22 protein-coding genes are annotated in these 22632 nt (G+C 69.0%); 7 read left to right on the forward strand and 15 right to left on the reverse strand.

The features are described from left to right. Window positions 1–132: 132 nt before the first annotated feature. Both RCO28_RS23245 and RCO28_RS23250 read right to left on the reverse strand, forming a co-directional pair. Window positions 133–927 (reverse strand): carbon-nitrogen hydrolase family protein, encoded by a 795-nt coding sequence (locus RCO28_RS23245; RefSeq protein WP_308943136.1) that lies wholly within the window; start codon window positions 925–927, stop codon window positions 133–135. A gap of 86 nt (window positions 928–1013) precedes the next feature. After that, the gene (locus tag RCO28_RS23250) at window positions 1014–1814 is read right to left on the reverse strand and encodes an aldolase/citrate lyase family protein (protein WP_308943137.1); all 801 of its coding nucleotides are present in this window, start codon (window positions 1812–1814) and stop codon (window positions 1014–1016) included. Window positions 1815–1864: 50 nt separating this feature from the next. Here RCO28_RS23250 and RCO28_RS23255 point away from each other — a divergent pair, with 50 nt between their 5' ends. Then, complete coding sequence (locus tag RCO28_RS23255; RefSeq protein ID WP_308943138.1) at window positions 1865–2539, forward strand: GntR family transcriptional regulator; 675 nt, start codon at window positions 1865–1867, stop codon at window positions 2537–2539. A gap of 59 nt (window positions 2540–2598) precedes the next feature. Here RCO28_RS23255 and RCO28_RS23260 read toward each other — a convergent pair whose 3' ends face one another. From RCO28_RS23260 to RCO28_RS23280, 5 genes are all read right to left on the reverse strand, one after another. Then, a complete protein-coding gene (locus tag RCO28_RS23260) occupies window positions 2599–4290 on the reverse strand; it encodes an ABC transporter ATP-binding protein (protein ID WP_308943139.1) in 1692 nt (563 codons plus the stop codon). Continuing rightward, window positions 4287–5111, reverse strand: a complete 825-nt coding sequence (locus tag RCO28_RS23265; RefSeq protein ID WP_308943140.1) for a creatininase family protein — start codon at window positions 5109–5111, stop codon at window positions 4287–4289. Before RCO28_RS23265 ends, RCO28_RS23260 begins: the two co-directional genes overlap by 4 nt. A 49-nt stretch (window positions 5112–5160) precedes the next feature. Then, on the reverse strand, window positions 5161–6054 hold the full coding sequence (locus tag RCO28_RS23270; RefSeq protein WP_308943141.1) for an ABC transporter permease: 894 nt from the start codon (window positions 6052–6054) through the stop codon (window positions 5161–5163). A gap of 1 nt (window position 6055) precedes the next feature. Further along, window positions 6056–7000, reverse strand: a complete 945-nt coding sequence (locus RCO28_RS23275) for an ABC transporter permease (RefSeq protein WP_308943142.1) — start codon at window positions 6998–7000, stop codon at window positions 6056–6058. 61 nt (window positions 7001–7061) lie between these two features. Further along, window positions 7062–8657: an ABC transporter substrate-binding protein gene (locus tag RCO28_RS23280; RefSeq protein ID WP_308943143.1), complete on the reverse strand. Its 1596-nt coding sequence runs from the start codon at window positions 8655–8657 to the stop codon at window positions 7062–7064. A gap of 200 nt (window positions 8658–8857) precedes the next feature. Between RCO28_RS23280 and RCO28_RS23285 the strand changes: the two genes are divergently transcribed. Then, window positions 8858–9058, forward strand: a complete 201-nt coding sequence (locus tag RCO28_RS23285) for a hypothetical protein (protein ID WP_308943144.1) — start codon at window positions 8858–8860, stop codon at window positions 9056–9058. Here RCO28_RS23285 and RCO28_RS23290 read toward each other — a convergent pair. Then, window positions 9045–9281, reverse strand: a complete 237-nt coding sequence (locus tag RCO28_RS23290) for a recombinase (RefSeq protein WP_308943145.1) — start codon at window positions 9279–9281, stop codon at window positions 9045–9047. The genes RCO28_RS23285 and RCO28_RS23290 overlap by 14 nt on opposite strands. Window positions 9282–9389: 108 nt before the next feature. Between RCO28_RS23290 and RCO28_RS23295 the strand changes: the two genes are divergently transcribed. Further along, window positions 9390–9836, forward strand: coding sequence for a helicase associated domain-containing protein (locus RCO28_RS23295; protein ID WP_308943146.1), 447 nt, complete (start codon window positions 9390–9392; stop codon window positions 9834–9836). Window positions 9837–9923: 87 nt separating this feature from the next. On the opposite strand, the gene RCO28_RS23300 is transcribed toward RCO28_RS23295, so the two are convergent. The 3 genes from RCO28_RS23300 to RCO28_RS23310 form a co-directional block, all read right to left on the reverse strand. Next, a complete protein-coding gene (locus tag RCO28_RS23300) occupies window positions 9924–10775 on the reverse strand; it encodes a TIM barrel protein (RefSeq protein ID WP_308943147.1) in 852 nt (283 codons plus the stop codon). Between the two features lie 67 nt (window positions 10776–10842). Beyond that, window positions 10843–11856 (reverse strand): Gfo/Idh/MocA family oxidoreductase, encoded by a 1014-nt coding sequence (locus RCO28_RS23305; RefSeq protein WP_308943148.1) that lies wholly within the window; start codon window positions 11854–11856, stop codon window positions 10843–10845. Window positions 11857–12020: 164 nt separating this feature from the next. Continuing rightward, the gene (locus RCO28_RS23310) at window positions 12021–12848 is read right to left on the reverse strand and encodes a sugar phosphate isomerase/epimerase family protein (protein WP_308943149.1); all 828 of its coding nucleotides are present in this window, start codon (window positions 12846–12848) and stop codon (window positions 12021–12023) included. Window positions 12849–13078: 230 nt separating this feature from the next. On the opposite strand from RCO28_RS23310, the gene RCO28_RS23315 reads away from it, so the two are divergent. The 3 genes from RCO28_RS23315 to RCO28_RS23325 all read left to right on the forward strand — a co-directional run bounded on the left by RCO28_RS23315 (window position 13079) and on the right by RCO28_RS23325 (window position 16426). Further along, window positions 13079–14260, forward strand: a complete 1182-nt coding sequence (locus tag RCO28_RS23315; protein ID WP_308943150.1) for a Gfo/Idh/MocA family oxidoreductase — start codon at window positions 13079–13081, stop codon at window positions 14258–14260. Between the two features lie 310 nt (window positions 14261–14570). Then, window positions 14571–15923 carry an MFS transporter gene (locus RCO28_RS23320; RefSeq protein ID WP_308943151.1) on the forward strand — a complete coding sequence of 451 codons (1353 nt, stop codon included), beginning with the start codon at window positions 14571–14573 and terminating at the stop codon, window positions 15921–15923. Window positions 15924–16192: 269 nt separating this feature from the next. Further along, window positions 16193–16426: a hypothetical protein gene (locus RCO28_RS23325; protein ID WP_308943152.1), complete on the forward strand. Its 234-nt coding sequence runs from the start codon at window positions 16193–16195 to the stop codon at window positions 16424–16426. 24 nt (window positions 16427–16450) lie between these two features. Here RCO28_RS23325 and RCO28_RS23330 read toward each other — a convergent pair whose 3' ends face one another. Continuing rightward, the gene (locus RCO28_RS23330) at window positions 16451–17053 is read right to left on the reverse strand and encodes a DUF6461 domain-containing protein (RefSeq protein ID WP_308943153.1); all 603 of its coding nucleotides are present in this window, start codon (window positions 17051–17053) and stop codon (window positions 16451–16453) included. A 738-nt stretch (window positions 17054–17791) separates the two neighbouring features. Between RCO28_RS23330 and RCO28_RS23335 the strand changes: the two genes are divergently transcribed. Next, entirely contained in the window at window positions 17792–18919 is a 1128-nt protein-coding gene (locus tag RCO28_RS23335) for an amidohydrolase family protein (RefSeq protein WP_308943154.1), read from the forward strand. A 76-nt stretch (window positions 18920–18995) separates the two neighbouring features. Here the strand turns inward: RCO28_RS23335 and RCO28_RS23340 are convergent, their stop codons facing one another. Genes RCO28_RS23340 through RCO28_RS23350 form a run of 3 tightly spaced genes read right to left on the reverse strand, consistent with a single transcriptional unit; the run spans window position 18996 to window position 22508 of the window. Further along, window positions 18996–20012 (reverse strand): VOC family protein, encoded by a 1017-nt coding sequence (locus RCO28_RS23340; protein WP_308943155.1) that lies wholly within the window; start codon window positions 20010–20012, stop codon window positions 18996–18998. Next, window positions 20009–20881, reverse strand: coding sequence for an alpha/beta fold hydrolase (locus RCO28_RS23345; protein ID WP_308943156.1), 873 nt, complete (start codon window positions 20879–20881; stop codon window positions 20009–20011). Before RCO28_RS23345 ends, RCO28_RS23340 begins: the two co-directional genes overlap by 4 nt. 13 nt (window positions 20882–20894) lie before the next feature. Beyond that, window positions 20895–22508, reverse strand: a complete 1614-nt coding sequence (locus RCO28_RS23350; protein WP_308943157.1) for a bifunctional 3-(3-hydroxy-phenyl)propionate/3-hydroxycinnamic acid hydroxylase — start codon at window positions 22506–22508, stop codon at window positions 20895–20897. Between the last annotated feature and the right edge of the window lie 124 nt (window positions 22509–22632).

The following is a 22632-nucleotide window of genomic DNA, read 5'->3' on the forward strand; positions in this document are numbered from 1 at the left end:
CACACCGCGCCGGTGCCGGGGAGGTGATGGAGTGCCGGTGACGGCGGGCGGGAGAGCGCGGACGGGTGAGGCGCTGGTGGATGGACGGGAGGGCGGCCCGGGTCAGCGAACCGGCCCCGGGCCGCGGGCAATTCAGCCGATGGACACCGTGAAGCGGCGGTTCTCCAGGCTGGGGTTCGTCACGCGGACGTCCCGTAGGCGTGCGGCGTCGAGGACGGCGGACGCGACGCCGGGGATTTCACCAGCCGACGCCACGGGGTGCCCCATCGGGTCGACGATGACACTGTGGCCCGCGCTGATCGGGCCGGTCTGGCCGGCGCCGAGTACGTACACGGTGTTCTCGATCGCCCGGGCGCGCAGCAGCGTGGTCCAGTGGTCCTCCTTGGCCGGGCCGACGACCCAGGCGGCAGGCACGATCAGGGCATCGGCACCGGCATCGACGAGGAAGCGGGCCATCTCGGGGAAGCGGAGGTCGTAGCAGGTCATGACCCCGAAGGTGAGGTCGTGGAGGGTGAAGGTGAGCGCCTTGGCGGGCTGGGGCTCGATCCGGTCGGACTCCCGGTAACCGAAGGCGTCGTAGAGGTGGACCTTGCGGTAGACGCCGAGTCGCTCGCCAGTGCTGTCCACGGCGATCACGGTGTTGCGGGCCCTGTCGGAACCCTCGGTGGGCGTCTCGGTCATGCCCGCGACGACGGCGATGCTGTGTTCCTTGGCGATTGCCGCGATGGCCGAGGCGAACGGCCCGTCGATCGGCTCCGTCCGGTCTACGATCCGGGCGGCCCGGTCGGGGTTGGCGTACATCGCGTTCTCGGGGAGCACGACGAGGTCCGAACCCTGGGACGCGGCCGTGGCGATCAGGCCGGATGCCCGGTCCAGGTTGGCGGCCTTGTCGGTGTCGGCAGCGAACTGGGCGACGGTGGCGAGCATGGTGGTGTCTTCCCTTCCGGGGCGTGGGGCGGATCCGGTGGCGTGCGGCACAGCTGAACCAGTCGTGCGCGGCACGGCGATGGCGGTCAGGTGCGGTCCGGCTGAACCGGTCTTGTGCGGTGCGGGTGTTGAGCGGTCCGGGCTAGTTCGTCGGCCTCGACCCGCGCGGCGTCGAAGCCGGCCAGCAGGGCGCCGTGCTGCATGGTCAGTACGAGCTGGTCGGCGCCGTGTTCGATCGCGAACGCCTTCTCCTCGCGTGACCAGGCCGGCAGCACCCAGGGCTTGCCGGCGGCCCGGGCCGCGTCCGCGACGGCGGCGAGGTCGGCGAAGTCCCTTTCGCCACGGGTGTACGCACCCCGGTCCCGGCGCATCGACAGGTCGCTGGGTCCGACGAAGACGCCGTTGACCACTGGCAGGGCCAGGATCTCCTTGATCTCCTCGATCGCCCCGGCGTCCTCGATCATCGGGTAGACCCGGGTCTCGCGGTCCTGGCGGGCGATCCAGTCGTCGTCGAATCCGCCGTAGCCCGCGGTCCGGCCGCCGGCGAAGCTGCGGTCGCCTAGCGGCGGGAACTTGCCGTACGCGCACACGGCCTCTGCGTGCGCGGCGCTCTCGACGTGCGGGACGACGACGGCCGTGGCCCCGAAGTCGAGCGCCTGCTGGATGGGTCCACGCTCCGGCCCGAGGACCTTGGCCAGGACTTCGAGGTCCAGTGCGCGGAGGAACGGGACGAAGCGCTCCAGATCCGCGAGGTCGAAGGCGCCGTGCTCGATGTCGAGCACCACGGCCCCGTAGCCGGTGGCCGCCACGATCTCGGCTGCGGCGAAACTGGGGTCGGACAGCCAGGCGGCGTAGGAGCGTGGGGAGTTGGTGGTACGCGAGGGCATGAGACTCCTAGGGTGTATACACTGCGTATACATACGAGGAAGGTGGGAGTGTGTCAGCCGAAGAAGGCCGCATGGTGACGGCGCGTGAACGGGCTTACGAGTGGGTCAAGGAAGGCATCCTCCTCGGGCGTTACCCCGAGGGGTCGTTCGTGGAGGAGAAGGTCCTCTCCGAGGAGGCGGGGGTGTCGCGGACGCCGGTGCGCGAAGCGCTGCACCGGCTGGCCGCCGAGGGGTTCCTCGACATGCTCCCGAGGCGCGGCGCGCAGGTCCGGCGCGTCACCGTCGGAGAGATGATCGAGACCTACGAGATGCGGCAGGTTCTCGAGATCCACGGTTTCAGCGCCCTGTGTGGGAAGCGCCTCACGATTCCGCCGGAACAGGCCGAACTGGTCGCGGAAATGGAGGACCCGGAGCGGCTGAAACGGTGCCGGGCCGGTGACCGCGAGGCGATTGCCGAGCACGCAAAGCTCGACTTCCGCTTCCACTTCGGCTTCGTACGGGCGACCGGCAACACCGTTCTGACCGATCTGTTCCGCAGCCTCCAACCGCGGCACCAGCGGATCGGGGTGTCGGCGGTGACCATCCGGCCCGAGCGGCTGCCCATCATCACCCACGAGCACAACAGCCTGCTCAACGCCCTGAGCGCACACGACTTCGAGCGCGCCGCCGGGACGCTGCGCACCCACCTCAACCCCGACGACACCGTCGTATCGCACCTGAGGTGACGTCCGACCGCCTCCCGTCCGAGGCGGCGACCGGACTGTCCTGAACCCCGCCGTCGGCATCAGGCCGCCATCTCGCGCCACAGCCGACGGCGTTCTGCCTGCTGGACCGGGTCCGGCACCGGAGCGGCCGCGACCAGGCGCCGGGTGTAGTCCGTAGTGGGGCCGGTGAGCACCTCGCCTGCCGGTCCGCGCTCCACCACCTCGCCGTTGCGGAGTACAGCCACCTCGTGGGCGAGCAGTTCGACCACACCGAGGTCGTGGCTGATGAACAGGCAGGCGAAGCCGAGACGGTCCTGCAGGTCCCGAAACAGCCGCAGCACGGTGGCCTGGACCGACACGTCGAGCGCCGAGGTCGGCTCGTCCGCGATGAGCAGCTCCGGTTCCAGTGCCAGGGCGCGGGCGATGCCGATGCGCTGGCGCTGGCCGCCGGACAGCTCGTGTGGAAAGCGCTCGACCCAGCTCGGCGACAGTTCGACCTGCTCGAGGAGCTCCGTCACCCGGGCGCGGGCGCCGGCCTGGTCCGTGGTGCGGTTGACCAACATCGGTGCCGCGATCGAGTCCCCGATCGACAGCCGTGGGTTGAGCGAGGCCCCGGGGTCCTGGAAGACCATCGAGTACGTCGGCCGGAAGGCCCGCAGCCGGCGGCCGGAGAGGCGGGTGACGTCCGTACCGCACACGTCGATGGACCCGCCGGTCGCCCGGGACAGGCCCACCACGGCCCGGCCGATGGTGGACTTGCCCGAACCAGACTCTCCGACAAGCCCCAGGACCTTCCCCCGGTCGATGGAGAAGCTCACGCCTCGTACGGCCTTGAAACCCTTGCGCCCGAGCCGGCCCGGGTACTCGACCTCGAGCTCCGTCACCCGCAGGGTCGTGGCGCCCGTCGGCTTCTCCTGCTCAGGGACGGGCGGCTCTGTGCCCGGGACCGGAGGCCTGGGCACGGCGGCGAGCAGCCGGCGGGTGTAGTCGTGCTGCGGTGCCGAGAACAGCCGGGCGACGGGGGCCTCTTCGACCACCGCGCCCTGCTTCATCACGACCACCCGGTCGGCCAGATCGGCGACCACGCCCATGTCGTGGGTGATGATCAGCACTGCGGAGCCGAGGTCCTTCTGCAGGCCGCGCAACAGATCCAGGATCTCCGCCTGCACCGTGACGTCGAGTGCCGTCGTCGGCTCGTCGGCGATGATCACCTCGGGCGAACCGGAGACCGCCATGGCGATCATCGCCCGCTGCCGCTGACCGCCGGAGAGCTGGTGCGGATAACTGTCGACCCGGCGCTCGGGGTCCGGTATGCCGACCTTCACCAGGAGCTCGATCGCGCGGGTGCGGGCCTCGGCGGCGGACACCTCCTCGTGGCACCGGACGGCCTCGGCGATCTGCCGGCCGATGGTGTAGACGGGGTTCAGCGCGGTCATCGGCTCCTGGAAGATCATCGAGATGCGCTTGCCGCGGATGTCTCGCAGCGCCTCGTGATCGAGGCCGAGCAGCTCGGTATCGTGCAGGCGGATGCTGCCGCGATGCCGTGCGTTCCCGCCGATCAGGCCCAGTACGGACATCGAGCTCACCGATTTGCCGGACCCGGATTCGCCGACCAGCGCGACGACTTCGCCCCTGCCGACGGTGAAGCTCACCTCCTCGACGGCCGGGACCCAGTGGCCCCCGATGCGGAAGTCCACGGACAGTCTGTCGACCGTGAGCACGGGGGCGCGTGGGGCGGCCCCTGCGCCCGATTCCGCCGCTGCGCCGGTCACTTCGCCTCCGCGGGCTCGGCGGTACGGGTGTTCCGGTCGTACTCCGCCAAGTACGCGGCGCAGAAGCCGAGTACGCGCTCGATCCAGAGCTTGCCGGTCTCGGCGCTGCCCAGGCTCACGTCGCCTGTGCAGCCCGTGGGGCTGACCTCGGAGAAGTCCCAGAAGACGGTGCCGGGCACGTCGTAGCCGGGAACGGCGGCCTCCAGGTAGCTGGTCGGGATCCAGCCGTCGGCGGAGTGCAGGCCGCCGGGCCGCGCGAGGTCGCTCTGCACCTGCTCGGGGAACATCGCCAGCATTGCGGAGTGCTCCGGCTCCGCTCCGTGCCCGTACGCCGTGGCCGGGTCCTCGTACGCGTCGCGCATCAGGGCGTAGCCGAGCTGCCAGGGATACAGGTGCCCGACGAGAAGCCCCAAGTCCCGGCGGGCGTCCAGGCTCGCGCCGGTCACGGGGCCGACGTTGCCGCCGTTGTTGTCGACGATGACGATGCGGCGGAAGCCGGAGGCCACGAGGGCCTCGATGATCTCGTACGTGACGTTGCGCAGCGTCGTCTGGCTGAGGGAGAGGTTGCCGGGGTAGCCCCGAAAAGTGCCGGAGTGGCCGTAGTTGAGGGCCGGGGCGACCCAGTAGCCGTACTCGCGGGCCAGCCGGTCGGCGACCCATTCGGCGACGATCGAGTCCTCGTGGACGGGCAGGTGCGGACCGTGCTGTTCGATGGCTCCGATGGGCAGCAGGACGACCGGGTCCTGCTCCGCCAGCTGCCGGACCTGGGTCCAGGAGAGCTCGCCGAGTCGGTGGGTGGTGGGCAGGGGGACAGCAGCCATGGCGTTCCTTTCGCGGCGGTACGGGATTCCCGGCGGTTCGGGCACCGGATCAGGAGCCGGCGGCACCACGTCGGCGCGGGTCGAGCAGATCGCGCAGCCCGTCGCCGAAGACGTTCATCGCCAGGACGACGAGGATGATGAGGATCGACGGATAGACCAGGAGCGTGGGTTGGACCTCGAGGAAGTCGCGTCCGGCGCCGACCATGGTGCCGAGCGAGGGCAGTGGCGGCTGGGCGCCGAGGCCGAGGAAGCTCAGGCCGGCCTCCATCTGGATGGCGAAGCTCACCGAGAGGCTGAGCTGCACGATCACGGGCGCGGCCACGTTCGGCAGGATCGTGCGGAGCAGGATGGTGACACGCCGCGTGCCCATGATCTCGGAGGCCTCGACGTACTCCACGTTCTTGATGGCCAGGACCTGGCTGTAGACGATCCTGGTGAACCGCGGGATGTACAGCACGCCGATGACCATCACGACATTGGTCAGCGCTGGCCCCATCGCGGCCACCACGGCGATGGCGAGGACGATCGGCGGGAAGCTGAGCAGGATGTCGATGCCGCGCATGATGACGCCGGACGCGAGGCGGCCGCCGTAGCCGGCCACGAGGCCGAGCACCGTGCCGAGCACTCCAGCGATGACGACAGCCGACAGAGCCACGGCGAGTGACGTCCGCAGGCCGATCAGCAGCCGGGAGAGCACATCCCGCCCATAGTCGTCGATGCCCAGCAGCCCGCCCTGGGTGAGCGGCCTGCCGACGATGTCGCGGTAGTCGTGCGGGGCGATCAGCGGCGCCAACAGCGCGGCCAGGACGATCGCCAGCAGGAATCCGCCCGCGACGGACGTGCGGCGGTTGGCCACGAGGCGCCGCAGGAAGTGCTTCCCGCCGGCCCGGACCGGCTCCGCGGTCCCGCGCTCCGGCGGCGAGGTGAGTGCGACGGTCGACATGTCAGGCCTCCTCCACCCGGGGGTCGAGAACTCGTACAACCAGGTCACCGATGAGGTTGACGAGGATGACGACGGTGGCGACAGCGAGGACGACCGCCTGGATGACGGGGTAGTCCCGCTGCCCGACCGCGCTCATCAGCAGCGAGCTCACCCCGGGCCAGCCGAAGATCGTCTCCACCAGGACGGTGCTGCCGATCAGGGTGGTCAGCTCGACGGTGGCCGCGGAGGCCACCGGCAGCAGCGCGGTACGCAGCGCGTGGTCCTTGATCACCCGCCGCTCGGCAAGTCCCTTGGAACGGGCGGTGCGTACGTAGTCGGCGGTGAGCGTCTCCAGCATCGCCGACCGTGTCATCCGCATGATCACGGCGCATGAGGCGGCGGTGAGGGTGACCACCGGAAGGATGAGGATCTGCAGGTGGGCGACGGGGTCTTCCCACGGTGTGGTGAAGCGTTGCGGCGGCAGTATGGGGACGAGGAACGCGAAGACCATCAGGAGCAGCGTTCCGACCACGAACACGGGCAGCGAGATTCCGAAGATCGATCCGCCGACCAGGAAGTGGTCGGCGGGACGGTCGGCCCGGGTGGCGGCGATCCGGCCGAGCAGTATGCCGAGCACGAGGGCGATCGTCAGGGATACCAGGACCAGTTCGAGGGAGTTGCCAAGACGGGACGGCAGGTCCTGCATCACTGGCCGGCTGCTGAGCAGCGAGGTGCCGAGGTCGCCCTGGAACAGGCGTCCCCAGAAGCCCAAGTACTGCTGCAGGAACGGCTCGTTGAGGTGCATCGCCTCGCGCGTCTGGGCGACCTGTTCGTCGGTAGCCGCCTCGCCGAGCGCGGCCCGTGCCGGGTCGCCCGGGATGAGCCGTACGAGGAAGAACACGATGCTGCCGACGGCGAAGAGCTGCAGCGCCGCCTGCGCGAAGCGGGTGACGAGGAAGCGTTTCACGGCGCCTCCCCAATGTCCCCGGCGGCCGCCGTACCCGCGGCGGCCCGGCGTATGCGCGCCCTCATATGGTCTTCTCCATCCAGGTGCGGCGGAGGGCCACCCCGGTCCAGGAACCCTTCGGCGGGTGCTGGTAGCCCTTGACGTAGTCGTGGTGCGCCTCGCCCTGCCGGCGGCGGACGGTCCAGGTCAACGGCAGGAGTTCCAGGGCCCGTTGCTCCACATCGCGGTAGATCTCGTCACGCAGAGAACGGTCGCGGGTGCGGCGGCCCTCCGCGAGGAGGCGGTCCGTCCGCTCATCCTTGAAGTCGGTGTTGACGGCGAAGGTTCCACTGCTGGCGAGGAAGTCGCCGAGCGAGGAAGGGTCGCCGAACTTCGGTGCCGTGCCCCAGGAATGCACGGGGAACGTCTTGGCGGTGACGCTGGCCCGGAAGGTCAGCCACTCCTGCTGGGTGAGCTGTACGTCGAGTCCCGCCGCGCGCATGCCCGGCAGCATCGCCTGCGCCGGACGGGCGATCACCGAGTAGGTGCTGGTGGTGACGACCGGCAGCCGCAGGCCCTCCTGACCGGCCCGCTTGAGCAGGAACCTGGCCTGCTCCGGGTCGTACGACAATACGTTGTCCAGCTTCCGGGAGTACCCCGCGAAGGCGTCCGGCATCAGCGCTCCGTCGATCGACTCCCCCTGCCCGAGCAGGGCCGTCTCCAGCACGGAAGGACGGTTGATGGACAGGGCGACGGCCTTGCGGACACGGACGTCGTCGAACGGCGGCTGGCTGGTCACGAATCCGACGAAGCCGAATCCGAAGGTCCGGTCCGAGGCGAACCGCAGCCGCGGATTCTCGCTGATGACGCCCACATGCGTCGCGGGCACGTAGTCGATCATGTCCACGGTGGCGGTACGCAGCGCCGTCACGCGGGCGTAGTCGTCGCTCATCGGCTGAAACACGATGCCGTTGAGGTACGGGAGTTCAGGGTCGAAGTAGTCGTCGAAGCGAGCGAAGGTGGTGCTCACCCCGGGCACCCGCTCGACGAACCGGAACGGTCCCGTGCCCATGACCTGGATCTTGGGATCGGCGCCGGACTCGATCCACCGCCGGGAGACCACGTTCGCGGTGGGCCCGGCGAGGACGAAGGGGATCGTCGAGTCGGGGTGCTTGAGCCGGAAGACCACTGTGGTCGCGTCGGTGGCCCTCACCTCTTCAACCAGGTCGAGGAGCGGGCCCGAGCTGGCGGCGGTCTTCTCGTCCATCATCCGGCGGAACGAGAACACCACGTCGTCGGCGGTCAGCCGTGAGCCGTCGTGGAACCGCACGCCCGTCCGCAGCTTGACCTTGTACGTCGTGGTGTCCGCCCAGCCGAACTCGGCGGCGAGATCGCCCACGATGGCTCCGTCCCCGTCGTACTGGAGCAGGCCGTTGTAGGTGAGTTGGCGCAGGAAGTCGGAAGCAGAGCCGGTGGAAACGTGCGGGTCGAGGTTGGCCGGGTCCGTCGACAGGCCGAAGTGCAGAATCCCGCCCCGGCTCGGCTGCCCGCTCGGGCCGGTTCGGACGGCCTCCATCGACTCCGGCAGGGTCACAGGGCTTCCGCATCCAGCCAGTGCCGTACTGCCCAGTGCGCCCGCGCTCGCGGCGAGCAGGTGTCGTCTGCTGATTGGTGCCATGACATCTCCACGCGTCGGGGCCGGCGTTGAGTGCAAGTGCACAAACGGTGTGGATCCACCGTGCATGGAGCAGGTATACATGGGGTCCACACCGAGGTCAACGGTCCTGCAGGGATGCCTATTTGGGCGGCCGCTGCTATGCCAACGCTGTCTGACCAGGTGGGCGACCGGGCTCCCCCGACTTCGCTGACCGGTTCCGGATGGCGGCGGGTCTCGTCGTCTCGGGGGTGACGCACGCGTTCTTCGATCGCCGGTGGCCGGTCCGCTGGCTGTTGGAGCACATCGGATCGAAGGGCTTCGCGGAGCTGAAGGCCGCGGGGATGAACGGTATGCATTTGACCGATCAAGCCCTGCATCAGACCGCGCTTCTCGTCTCCGCTCTCCTGATCACCCTTCTGTGAGCTGGGGATTCTGATGAGGGACTGTGGGAAGCCCGAGCGAGACAGGTCCGGTTCGCTCGAAGCGGCGGGCCTGTTCTCGCTTGCTTCGCAGGAAGGTGAGGGTGAGGTCGAGGCCGTCGATCTCTCCTCGCCAGTCCTCGGCGACGGCGCGTTCGCGGCGGGCGAGGAGGTCCTCCTCCAGTTCGTCCAGGCGGGGCAGCATCTTCGGGTTGATGCTCGGCATCGGGCAGCGGATGCAGGCGTGTTCGTGCTGGCAGGGAGTTCCGTAGGGGCGTCCGCAGGAGCCGAGTTCGACCCTGCACTTTCCGTCTCGGTCGGCTGCCTGGAAGCCTTGCGGGCACACGACTCCGACACGATCGAGGCCCTCGCCGACTCCCGCCCCCGCAGCGGCAGTTGGGCAGGCGATGGCGTCGAGGACGGGGCGGCCGTCGAGAGTGAGGACGCATTCGGGGCTGACGCCGATGGCCTGGGCGGCGACGAGATGGGCGGCCGGGTCAGTGCGGGGGCGCGGGAGCTGCTGAAGTTTTCCTCGCCGCGGGATCCTGTTCAGCTGGCGCGGTTTGTACGGTTGCGGGTGCTGGAGCCCGAGGGCGAGTACTGGCGGCGTGGGATCGAGGCCTGCGCCCGGTATGTGAAAGAGACCGGCGCGGAGCAGTTGCGGGTGTCGTACGACTACGTCACCCCCGAGGGCTGGTCGCCTGCAGGGTTTCCGCTCGGGACGTGGCTCGCCGACCCGGAGGGGAACGAGTTCTGCGTCCTTGCGGGCCGCCGCCCCTGACCGGAGGCTCGCACACCGCGCCAGACCTACTCCCGGTCGCCTATCGGTTTCGCGGGCTCGAGGGGCTGGCCTCAGCGGCCGGGCCGGTCAGAACAGGTGCTCGTACCCCAGTGCCACGAGGTTGTCGCGGGAGGTCTTCAGGCAGTCGTACGGGTCGCGGCCGTACTGCTGGTCCTGCTCGATGAGCAGGTACTCGGCGCCGGAGACCAGCGACTGGTCGAGGATCTCGGTCCACTCGAGGTTGCCCTCGCCGACCTCGCCGAACTCCACCACCCCGGTGAACGCCTGCATGAACGCGGCAAGGTCCCCGTTCTGCAGCGCCTCGAACGCGGCCGGGTCCATTTCGCCGATACGGTAGTCCTTGAGGTGCACGAGGTCCACCAGGCCCGCGTACTTCTCCAACGTGCGGACGGGGTCCTTGCCGCCACGCTGCACCCAGTGCACGTCGATCTCCAGGCGCATCGTGGGCGCCTCGGCGCGGATGATGTCGAGCAGGGTGCTGCCCCCGCGCTTCGCGAACTCGACGTGGTGGTTGTGGTAATAGAGCGTGATGTCCTCGTCGGCGAGGCGGGCGGAGGCCTCCTCTGCCTGGCGGCAGAAGTCCAGCAGCGCCTCGTGCGAGGCCATCGCGGAGAACGGCATCATGCCGATGCGCAGCCGGGAGGAGCCCAGTGTCTTGGTGTCTTTGACGATCTTGCCGAAGTCCTCCAGGAGGGAGTCGTTCGGCCCGCCGCCCAGGCCGGCGGACAAGGCGCCGAAGTCGGTGCCGAGTTCGTCCTTGGCCCGGCGCATCTCCGCCACGTTCTCCGGGGTCATGGCGATCTGTGAGACCTCGACGGCGGAGAAGCCGGACTTCTGAAGGCGCCGGAGCACCTCGTACGGCCCCGTCTCCTCGACCTTGTTCTTCAGCATCATCATCTGGACGCCGATCTTGGGCATGGCTACTCCTTCGTCCTGGGGCGTTTCGGCCGGCCGCCGAGAGGGCCGGAGGGCTGGTCGTGCGGTGTCAGCCGACGGCGGTCAGCCGGTCCTCGCCGAGGTCGCTCTGGGCGTAGACGTCCTTGAGGATGCGGAGGGACTTCGTGGCCTCGCGCGGACTGATCCAGAACGGCTCGTCCTCGCCCAGCCGTGCGTAGAAGTCCCGGATGAGTGCCTCGTGGGAGACGCCCCAGTAGGTGCGCCCGTTCGACGGCGCCCGGCGCTCCTTCACCGTCTCCACGCGGCCGTCGGCGTGCGTGATGGTGAGGTCGCCGCGGATCGAGAGGGTCCCCCGCTCGGCGGTGATGTCGATCGTGACGGGAGCGTGGACCACGTTGGTGAGCGAGCCGAAGACGACGCTGCGGGCTCCGCCGTCGTGGGTCAGGAGCAGTTCGGCGGTGTCTTCGACTTCGATGACGTCGCCGTAAAGGCGTGTGGAGGCGCGGCCGTTGACGTCGACGACGTCGCCGACGAGCCACTGCACCAGGTCGAGGGTGTGGATGGCCTGGTTGATGAGCAGCCCACCGCCGGCGGTCTCCCACCGCCCGCGCCACGGTTTGGCGCGGTAGTAGTCCGCGGTGCGGGCCCACATCACCGTGGCGGTGGCGCCGAGCACGGCGCCCACCTCGCCGGAGTCGAGCAGCTCGCGGGCGGCCTGCGAGGTGGCGTTGTACCGGTTCTGGAAGCACACGCCGATGCGGGTGTCGCTGCGCTCGGCCGCCTCGACGAGCCGCTCGGCCTCCTCGTGGGTGTGCGCGAGTGGCTTCTCGATGAGCACGTGCACGCCGGCGTCGAGGAGGTCCAGCGCCACGGGCACGTGCTGGTGGTGCGGGGTGCAGACGTGGGCGACGTCGGGGCGCATCTCCGCGAGGAGGGCGCAGTGGTCGGCGAAACCAGGGACGCCGTACCGCTCGACGGCGGCCGCGAGGGCTTCGGGGTCGGTGTCGCACACGGCGACCAGCTCGATCTCCTCCACCGCCTCGATGGCCTCGAGGTGGATGGTCGAGACGTCTCCGCATCCGATGACTGCTGCTGTGGTCAATGTGCTTCCTTACCCGATGAGGCGGCGAGGTGACGGGCGGCCCAGGCGTAGGCGAGCGGGTGTGCCTCGTACACGGAGATGGACGCCGGCCGGCTCGATGTCGACGTTCAAGTCGTCGTCAACGGCCCGCCGCGGCCGGGTGGTTCGGGATGTCGTCGTGAGGCTCACCGGTACTCGATGCCCTCGGACTTCAGGATGTCGGTGAATGCCTGCCACGCCTCGGTGAACAGGTCGGGGCCGGAGAAGCCGCCGAGGCTGTGCGCCTGGGACAGGTGTGGCTCGAGGGAGAAGAAGCCGTCGAAGCCGTCCTCGCGCAGCGCGCGGACGGTCTCCACGAGCTCGCCGTCACCACGGCCGGCGGCGACGACTTCGCCGTCGGCAAGGTGGGCGTCCTTGATTTGGACGTACTCGAGGTGGGGCCGGAGGCCGGCGTAGCCCTCGGTGAAGGGCCGCACGCCTACCTGGACGAAGTTGGCGGCGTCCCACGCGGCGCGCAGGTTCGGCGACCCCACGGACTCCAGGATGTCGACGCAGCGGCGCGGGATGTCGCCGTAGATCTCTTTTTCGTTCTCGTGCAGGAGGATCACATCAGCCTCTTCTGCTACGTCGGCCAGGGCGCGCATGCGGCGCAGCACCTCGTCGCGGTGGTCGTCCGGGTTGTCGCCGGGGCGGATGAAGAAGGAGAAGATCCGGATGTACGGGGCGCCGAAGTGGTGGGCGACATCGACGGCGTGGCGGGCTCGGTCGAGGTGAGCCTCGAAGTCCTCGTCGACGACGATCTTCCCGATCGGGGACCCGATGCTCGAGACCTTCAGGCCGTGGGCGTCGAGGATCTTCTTCGCCCGGGAGAGCTGGTCGGCGTCCAGGTCGAGCACATTGGTGCCCCAGGCGCTACGGAACTCGAGGTAGGACATGCCGAGCTTCTTGAGGAGGGCTGCCTGCTCCTCGAGGTCGGCGGAGATCTCGTCAGAGAATCCCGAGAGTGTCCACATGCTGGGGTGCTCCTAACTGAGCCTGGTCAAAGGGTCGCTCAGCCACCATGGACGAAGTCCGCGGGCCGGCCCACGTGTTGCCGTTTATTGCCACGCCTGGAGAGCGGCGCCATGCGGAAACATGTGGCAACTCGTGGCTGCCCTCGGTGTGGACCCGCAGAGTGAACCGCAACTGTGCCGCACGACGGGCCTGTTCCCGGGTGCGCCCGCTATACGAAGGAGAACCTCCCATGTCCAGGAAGGTCAGGCTCGGGATCATCGGGTTCGGGACCCAGGGATCCATGTACGCCAAGTTCATCAAGAACGGCATGGTCCCCAACATGGAGATCGGCGGCATCGTCGATATCCACCCCGAGAAGCGGGATGCCGCCGCCAAGGAATTCAACGCGCCGGTGCACGAGGACTATCAGTCCCTGCTGGCCGGCGGCGACGTGGACGCCGTCGTGACGACGGTGCCGCACTACCTGCACCCGGAGATAGGGATCGCCGCCCTGAAGGCAGGCATTCATGCGCTGGTGGAGAAGCCGGCCGGGGTCTACACCAAACAGGTCAGGGAGCTCAACGAGTTCGCCGGCCGGCACCCCGAGCTGACGTTCGGGATCATGTTCAACCAGCGCAACAACCCGCTCTACCAGCGGATCAAGCAGATCGTGGACGCCGGCGAGATCGGCAGGATCCGCCGGACGAATTGGATCATCACCACCTGGTGGCGCCCGCAGGGCTACTACGAGCAGTCCGCGTGGCGGGCCACCTGGGGCGGCGAGGGTGGCGGCGTCCTGGTGAACCAGGCCCCGCACCAGCTCGACCTGTGGCAGTGGATCTGCGGCACCCCGAAGTCGGTCTACTCCAAGGTGGCGTACGGCTTCCGCCGGGACATCGCCGTGGAGGACGAGGTCACTGCCGTGGTCGACTTCGGCGATGGCGCCACCGGCACCTTCGTCACCGCCGTCCACGACCTCGTGGGGACGGACCGGCTGGAGATATTGGGCGACCAGGGCAAGATCGTCGTCGACGGCTCCAAGTCCGCCACCGTCACCCGCCTGGTGAAGGACGAGCGTGAGCTCTCGGACGCCATGGGCATGGACGACGTGCGCAAGCTCTTCATGGGCGAGATGGACCCGACCGCGTACTACACGCAGGAGGTCATCGAGTTCGACTCTGCCTGGGGCACGCAGCACTCGGGCGTGCTGGAGAACTTCGCGGCGAACATCCTGGACGGCACCCCGCTGCTGGCGCCGGGCAGCGACGGCATCAACGGCGTGCGGCTGGCCAACGCGATCCACCTGTCCAGCTGGCTCGGCGAGGAGGTTCCGCTCGACTTCGAGGAGGACCTCTACCTGACCGAGCTCAACAAGCGCATCCGCTCCGAAGGCAAGTTCCCCGAGCGTGCGGCGGCGACCACCGCCGGCTGACGTTCCCCGCCAACGCCCCGGCGTCGCCCCTCGCGGGCGGCGCCGGCAACGCCCTGCCGCACTGGCAACAAGTGCGAACAACAAGTGTGTTGCCGGGAACATCGCGACGGCCGTGGGCGAAAGTCCTGTCGGCGGCAACTACTGGCAACCGCTTGCCACGCAGCATGACGCCTGTCACACATTGGTTGCACCCCAGGCACACATTGGTTGCACCCCAGGCTGGACTGATGGGGCAGCAGCACCCGCCGGCATGTTTTCCTGCGTCCCCCACCGGCGGCCGCACAACGAAGAGCGGCGAAAGGAAAACCCAATGAGCGTGCACCACCCAGGCGATTCCGCCTCCGGCGCGACGAGCACCGGCAACGCCACCGTGGCACCCGACGCCGGCAGCCCCGCGCCGGCCAAAGGCCGTGGCAAGGCAGTCGGGTCGCTCGCAGTGGCGGGCGCGGTCGACAACTCCGAGAACAGCCTGATCAACACCTTCTTCCCGCTGATCCGCGACGCCTTCGGGCTGAGCCTCGGCGCCCTGGGCGTCATGGCGAGCATCTCCCGCTTCGCCCGCATGATCGCCGGCCCGGCATGGGCCATGGCCGCCGACCGGTTCGGCCGCAAAAAGGTGCTGTTCATCGTCACCGGACTCTGGGGGCTGTGGACAGCGTCGGCCGGTCTCGCGCAGAGCTACACGATGCTGCTGATCCTCTACGGAATCGGCGTCGTCGGCACCGTCGCCTCGGAGCCCATCATCAATGGCCTCCTCGGCGACCTCTTTGACGACAAGCAGCGTGGCCGTGCCTTCGGCACCGTCCGCGGCCTCGGCGCGCTCATCGGCATGGGCCTCGGCCCCGCCATCGCCCTCTTCGCCAAGGACCCCGACGGGTGGCGGTACGGCATGTTCGCCATGGGCGGCCTGAGCGTGCTGTCCGGCTTCCTCATTCTGCTCTTCGTCAAGGAGCCGGAGCGCCGCACCGCCATATCCGACGACCCGGATGTGGGCCGGTTCCGCATCTCCGACGCCGTCAAGCTGTTCAAGATCCCCACGATCGCACTGCTCGCGGGCATGCTCCCGCTCGTCACCAGCCTCGTGCTGTTCACGTTCTTCGTCACCTTCATGGTGGACGAGCGCGGCTGGGAGGTCCCCTCCGCCGCGCTGCTGTTCTCCGTGTTCACCGGTGGCATGGCGATTTCCTCGCTCCTCGGCGGGTTCCTCGGCGACTGGTTCTTCAAGCGCTTCGGCCCCAAGGGCCGCGTCATGCTCATGCAGATCTACCTGGTCGCGACCGCCGCGATGTCCGTCGTGGCAATGCAGATCGACTGGGGCAAGGGCGTCGCCGTCTACGTCGTGATGTTCCTCTTCGGCCTGATCGCGCTGATCGGCTTCTCCGCCTGCGTGCTGCCGATGGTCTCCACCGTCGCGCCCAAGCAGCTCTCCTCCACGGCCTTCGCCGTGCTGTTCTCACTGATCCAGGGCGGGCTGTCCGCACTGATGACGCTGGCGATGGGCTTCCTCGGCGAGGCGCTCGGCCTGACCAAGGTGATGCTCTACCTGGTGACCGTGCCCTACCTGCTGAACGCGGTGTACTGGTTCGTCTTCTACAAGACCTACCCCAAGGACTTCGCCAAGCAGGAAGAGCGCACGGCCGCCGTCGAGGCGGGCACCTTCTGACCTGCCGGCGGAGCAGAGTACGACGCCGCAGACCTGCGGCGCGGGTTGCCGGGGGCGGAACATACCGGGTCGTCCGGAATGTTCCGCCCCCCTCCCACCGGGTGCCGCGGGTCTCAGAGGGGCTTACTTGCCAGAGCCGCCCATCTGGCCGCGGATGAGGTGCCGTTGGCTGACGAGGAAGACTTCCTGCTGCTGCGTGAACTGACCGTATACGACGCCTACTCGGGCATGATCCTGCCGCTGCTCGCCGACGCCATGGGCATCTTCTGATGAAGCAGGCGTTCGAGCAGATCCCGGTCGAAGTCGAGGAGGCCGCCAAGATCGACGGGGCGAACGTGCTGCGCACCTGGGCGAGCGTCGTACTGCCCATGGTCCGCCCGGCCCTTGGCCTGAAGCGGGCTGACCACGCTCGCCCCGGCATCCCGCGCGGCCCGCCGTTCCTTCAGCATGGAGGTCCCCTAAGTGCCCGGTACTCCGGGCATGAAGGCAGGGCCTCTTGGTAGATCACCCAACCTAACGAAGCCCTACTAGTCCTCCGGCAGGAAGGCGGTAAGCAGCGGGCCGTCCAGCACATCCGGCGACGGCAGGCCGCCGAGCCGTTCGTGGATCAGCCCCAGCAGGTTCTCCTTGGTCCGGTCCGGCTCGTACTCCTCGTACCAGTCCGCGAGTTGCTGCATCGGCTCCGCGAAGTCCTGGTGCGGCCCCGGGCCGTTCCGCGTGTGATCGGGCGCGTGCGGTTCGAAGGTGCTGAGCTCCACGCCGTCGCAGGCGTGGCCGAACCACACCATGCCGTCGGCGGTAGCGGTGAGCGTGACGGTCTCGGTCCCGGCGGAGAGCCGCCCGAGCACCGGGTCGGACCCGCCCGTGGTGCCGATGTACTCGACGGAGAAGCCCAGGCCCTCACTCTGTCCGAACCGGACGACCGTGCCCCGGAGTTCGCCGGTTGGGTCGACCTGCTTGAGGTCGTCCAGGGGCAGCCGTCGGGCCGACGCAGGATCGATGCCGTACGCCCGCATCACCTGCTCGGCGCTCCGCTCCCGGGTCAGCGTCAGGCAGTACCCGAGATCGCTGAACTCCCGCAGCCACGCGAGGACTTCCGTGCCACGGCCGCCCCTGAACTCCACCGTCATACCGTCTCTCCTCCCCCGCTGATCCTGGACCGACCGTGACCGAAATGCCCTAACGGTCACGAAGCGTCACAGACACGGGGCAGAGCTGCCGGGCGTCGGCGCCACAGGCACACAAAGCACCTGACAGCCAAGCCCACGGCTCGCATCTGGGTGAGGGCGGGCAGCGCACCGGCCCCCGGCCCCACCCGAGGCATGAGGAACGAGCCCCGAGACAGCCCGAACCACCCATATGAAGCGCGAAATCTGCGAAACGTCAGCGAGAGAGCGAAACCCCCAGGCCACAAGCGCCTCGGGCAGGCCGCCCATGACGATCAACACCGAACCAACCACACCCGGGACCGCCCGTGCCCTGGCCCCGAACTCAATCAACCTGCACACCACCAGGACAGCCCGACCCCAACCCCGCAACCCCACCACCCAGCCACACCACCCCAACACCCAACAACACCCAACAACACCAACCCACGACATCAGGATCCGCCCCGGACAGGCCCTGCGGTTTGAATCTTGGCGTGTCCGACTCATTGACCTAGGTACTCGCGGCTTTTACCGTAGCGACCACTACAGGACTCTGTAGTGGTCGCTCCATGAACGGGTGTGCCCGCCGGGATGCAGCCCCGTCGGTTCGGCGCGGCTGCGGGATACCGGCGCGGCCCCGTTGCCGTTTCACGTCTCCGTCCCGCTTCTTTCTGCGAGGTGTGCGCAATGACCGGTTCCGGAACCCAAGACGCTCAAGGCATGAGGCGAAGGGGGGTCCTCAAAGCCGTACTGCCGCTAGCGGTCACCGCCACGGCGCTCGAAGGGGCGCCGGCGGCCGCGGTGCCCGGGGCCGGCCCGGCGAAGGCGAGCCCGGCGCGGGGCCGGGACCGCATCGACGTGCACTGTCACCTGATCCCGGACTTCTACCGGAAGTCGCTCACCGCGCACGGCATCACCGAGATCGGCGGGGTGCCAGTGCCGGCCTGGAGCCCGGCCCTCGCGGTCGACTTCATGAACCGCTACGGCATCGAGACGCAGGTGGTGTCCGTCTCCGAGCCCGGTGTCACCTATCTGGACTCCCCCGCGGACCGGCTGGACATGGCCCGGCGCCTGAACACGTACATGAGCCGCGACCTCGTGCACGGTTCCGCCTACCGCAAGGGGCGCTTCGGCGGATTCGCCGTCCTGCCGCTGGGCCACACGGTGACCGCCAAGGACGTGAGCGACGCGACGGCGGAAGCGAAGCGTGCGGTGCGCGAACTGCGGCTGGACGGTGTGGGACTGTTCAGCAGCTACGGCGGAACCTATCTCGGCGATCCTGTCTTCGAGCCGCTGCTGCGCACGCTCAACGAGCTGGGAGTCATGGTGTTCATCCACCCGGTGACCCCGCAGGCCTATCCCGACCTCGGACTCCCGCCGTTCCTCTACGAGTTCACGTTCGACACCACCAGGGCGCTGGTCAACATGCTCTACAAGGGTGTGTACACGCGGCATCCGCGCATCCGCTGGCTCGCCGCCCACGCGGGCGGCACGCTGCCCTACATCTCGTACCGCACCAGCTTGCTGACCCTGACGCCCGCGATCGCCCAGCAGTTCGGGGCCTCCGGCGCCGCCGACAGCAGCCCGCACTTCCGCGGCCTCTTCTACGACACGGCCCTGTCGCCCGCACCCCAGGCGATGAAGTCCGTGCAGGAGCTGGCCGGCTCCGAGCACATTCTGTTCGCCACGGACTGGCCGTTCACCAGTGCGCTGTTTCCCGGGGCCGGTGATCCCGCGCCCCAGCTGGACGAGACGTTCGATGCCCGTGAGCGGTTGGCCGTCGAGAGAGGCAACGCGCTGGCCCAGTTCCCGGCGCTGGCCGCGCGGATCGGGGCCCGTCAGGGGTAGCGCCGATCCGGGTACGGCAGTTGGTCCGGCGGGCCGCAACCGCGCAGCGGTCGTGGCCCGCCGGACCAACGTGATGTCAGGCTTCGGGTATGGCGTTGCCGCTCAGTGCGGCGACCGTGTCCTCGGTGCGGGCCAGGGAACGGGCACCGGCACGGAACTGGTCGAGCTTGTCGACGATGGTCTGGCCGACCGGGAGGTGACCCCAGATGCTGATGCCCTGGTGCGTGGTGGGCTCCCAGGTGCCTTCGTCGATGACGATCGGGTTCCAGCCCACCTCCCATTCGAAGCCCGAGGGAGTGCGCGCGTAGTAGGACAGTTCCTTGTCGTTGGTGTGCTGTCCGACGGACAGGGCCATGTGGAAGCCGAGTTCGTGCACGCGCTGGTAGCTCTGGGCGACGTCGTCGAGGGTGGCGGCCTGGATGTTGAGGTGCTGCACGCGGGTGCGGATCGGGTCGATGGGCAGGCCGCGGACGGCGGCCACCGCGATGGAGTGGTGGCGTTCGTTGACCCGCAGGAAGCGGATCTTGAGCTTGGCGCCGCTGACGGTCTCGTCGATGTAGTCGGTCAGCCGGGCGTCGAAGACGGTGTTGAAGTAGCCGCGGATCTGGGCCGGTTTGGTCGAGGTCAGGGCGACGTGGCCCATGCCGGAGTCACCGGTGACGAACCCCGAGGCGAGCATCCGCAGCGGCTGGTCCGCCTGGACGGGAGTCGTGTAGATCTCCTGCGTGATGCCCTTGGGGCCGGGGAATCGCAGCAGGCGTTCGACACCGCGCAGGGCAGCCTCCTCCTGCGAGCCGCGGGTCACGGGAACGCCGTGGGCGCGTATGCGGGCCTCGATCTGCTCGAACGAGGCGTGGTCGTCGATGTGCCAGCCGAGGGCGACCACGTCCTCGGCAGGGCCCTTGCGCAGCAGGAAGCGGCACTCCTGGTCGTCGAGACGGAAGCGCATCAGGTCGCTGGAGAGGTCGTCGTGGTGCATGCCGATGGCGTCGGTGCCGAAGCGGCGCCAGTCGGCGAAGCGGTTGGTCTCGATGACGAAGTAGCCGAGGTGGACAGCGCCGAAGACGGAAGGCGCGGTGGTCTGGGGATTCATCGGCGGCCTGCCAGGAAGTCGGCGCACACCCGGTTGAACAGTTCGGCGCGTTCGAACTGGACCCAGTGGCCTGTGTTGGCCACCACGTAGAGGTCGCAGTCGGGCATGCGCTCGGCGAGCATGCGGCCGCCGGACGGCCGGTTGACCTTGTCCTGAGCACCCCACAGCACGAGGGTGGGCACGGGCAGCCGGGCCAGGCGGCGGTCCCGGGTGAAGTCCATCTTGATCAGTGTGCGCAGCGCGTTCGGTCCGGAGGGGCGGCGCAGCGGCGGAGATGCCACCACTTCCGGGTCGATGCTCGCCTCGTACCGTTCGTCGATGGCGGCGTCCGGCACCTCGGCGGCGTTGAAGACGAGGTAGTGGCGGATGAACTTCTCCAGCTTGAGCCGGGACGGCCCATCTCCGCCGTAGTAGTTCAGCAGGCTGTTCAGGCCGGGGGTGGGCAGGGACCGGGTGGTGCCGATGCCGCCGGGGCCCATGAGGAGCATGCGCTCGACCCGGTCGGGCGTGTCCAGGGCCAGGCGGAGCGCGGCCGACCCGCCGTAGGAGTTGCCCACCAAGTGCGCCTTTTCGAGGCCGAGTTGGTCGAGCAGGCCGCGAATGCCATCGGCGAGATGACCGAAGGGGTCTGCGCGGTCGATCCCCTTGGTGCTGCGTCCGTAGCCGGGCAGGTCGGGCACGATGACCCGGTGGTTGCGGGCCAACGCGCCGATGTTGCGCTGGTAGTTGGAGACGCCGGAGGCGCCGGGACCGCCGCCGTGCAGCAGGAGCACGGGCGGGCCTTCCCCGGTCTCGGCGGCGAAGATCTTCCTGCCGCCGATGTCGTACGTCGTCTCCTGCATCTCGGGCAGGCCGGTGGTGGTCGTCATGGTGTCGGTGTCCTCACGGGGTGGTGGGGGCGGACGGGCGGGCAGTGGCGCGGGGGGTGAAGCCCTGGGGCGGCGGTGCGAGCGGGCCGGTCGTGGCGGCCGCGTAGACGTAGGCGTCGGGGCGCAGCGCGAGCGTGGCCGCGCGGTGCTCGCGCATCCAGGCGAGCAGGACGCCGTCGGTGTCGACGAGGGTGCCCCCGGCCGGGCGGCTACCGGCCGGGGTGACAGTCAGGGAGGGCACGTTGAGGCGGTCCCAGGCGGGTTGCGGCGTGGCCGTGCGGGCGTGCAGCAGCAGCCACCGGCCGGCGAGTGCGTCGTCCAGACGTGTGCGGGTGCCGTCCGGCCCGGTGACCCACGGCTGGGGGACTTGGCAGCCGGTGGCCTTGGTGCGCGGGCGGGCCTGGAGGCCGGCGTCGTAGCGGGCGACGGGGATCCATTTGGAGTCCTGCAGCCGGTCACCCAGGCCCGGTATGCGGTTCAGCGCGCGCACCGCGTGGTCGCGGGACCGGGCGATGGCCGCCCGGCGTTCGGTGATCATGCGGCCGACGAAGACCGCCCGTCTGGTCACTTCCTTGACGTGCGGTTTGCGTTCGGCCTCGTAACTGTCGAGGACGCTGTGGGGCAGTTCGCCGCGGAGTACGGCGTCCAGCTTCCAGCACAGGTTGGCCACGTCCCGCACGCCGGCGGCCATGCCTTGGCCGATCCAGGGCGGCATCGCGTGCGCGGCGTCACCGGAGAGGAAGACGCGGCCGACCCGGAAGCGGGAGGCGAAGCGGACGTGGTGGCTGTAGACGGTGGCCCGCAGGACGTCCACCTGGTCGCGGCCGATCCCGTAGCGGGCGACCAGGTCGTACACGGCGTCATCGGTGGTGAGGTGCTTCTCGTCGTCGCCGGGCAGGACCGGGAACTCCCAGCGGTGGTGGCCGAGCGGGGTCGGGCAGTCGACCGCGGGGCGGGCCGGGTCGCACCGGAAGCGCAGCCGATCGTGTCCCGGCCAGGGCTTGAGCATCTTGGTGTCGATGACGACCCAACGGTCCTCGTACGTCCGGCCTTCATACCCGATGTTCAACTGGGCGCGGGTGAGGCTGGATCCGCCGTCGGCCGCGATCACATACGCGGCGCGCAGCCGGCGCACCGAATCGTCGTCGACGCCCGCCACGGTCAGCTCCACGCCGCCGTCGTCCTGGCGCACTCGCAGGCACTCGTGCCGCAACAGCACGTCGACATCGGGATAGCGGTCGACGCCTTCGCGCAGGACCTGCTCGAGGGCCGGCTGATAGATGAACGACTGCGGTGGGTGGCCGTGCCCGCGCCGGGGCGGCTGGGCGGTGAGGAACGCCCGGTTGCGGGCGTCGACGAAGTCCACGGGCCGACCCTCTGTCAGCATGTCCTGCTTCAGCCGTTCCGCAAGGCCCGCGCGCTGCCAGATCCGCAGCACTTCTTCGTCGGTGGAGATGGCCCGTGCGCGGGAGTAGACCTCGGCGTCGCGCTCCACCACGACGACCTTCCGACCCAGGGCACCCAGCAGATTGGCCGCGGTCTCTCCCGTCGGCCCGTACCCGATGATCGCCACGTCGTAGGCGCACGGGTTCGTGTCCTGCCCCGCGTCGTCGCTGATCCGGCTCACTCGGCCACCTCACTGTCGTCCCGCAGCCCGCATGAGCACACACAGGCTTGCTGTAGCGATCATTCTAATTGGAATGAATGCTACAGTAAGAAGGTGGCGCGGTACGGTCAAGGGGCCGGCGCAG

This window comes from Streptomyces sp. LHD-70, from assembly GCF_031157275.1.
In the GTDB taxonomy this organism is placed as follows: domain Bacteria; phylum Actinomycetota; class Actinomycetes; order Streptomycetales; family Streptomycetaceae; genus Streptomyces.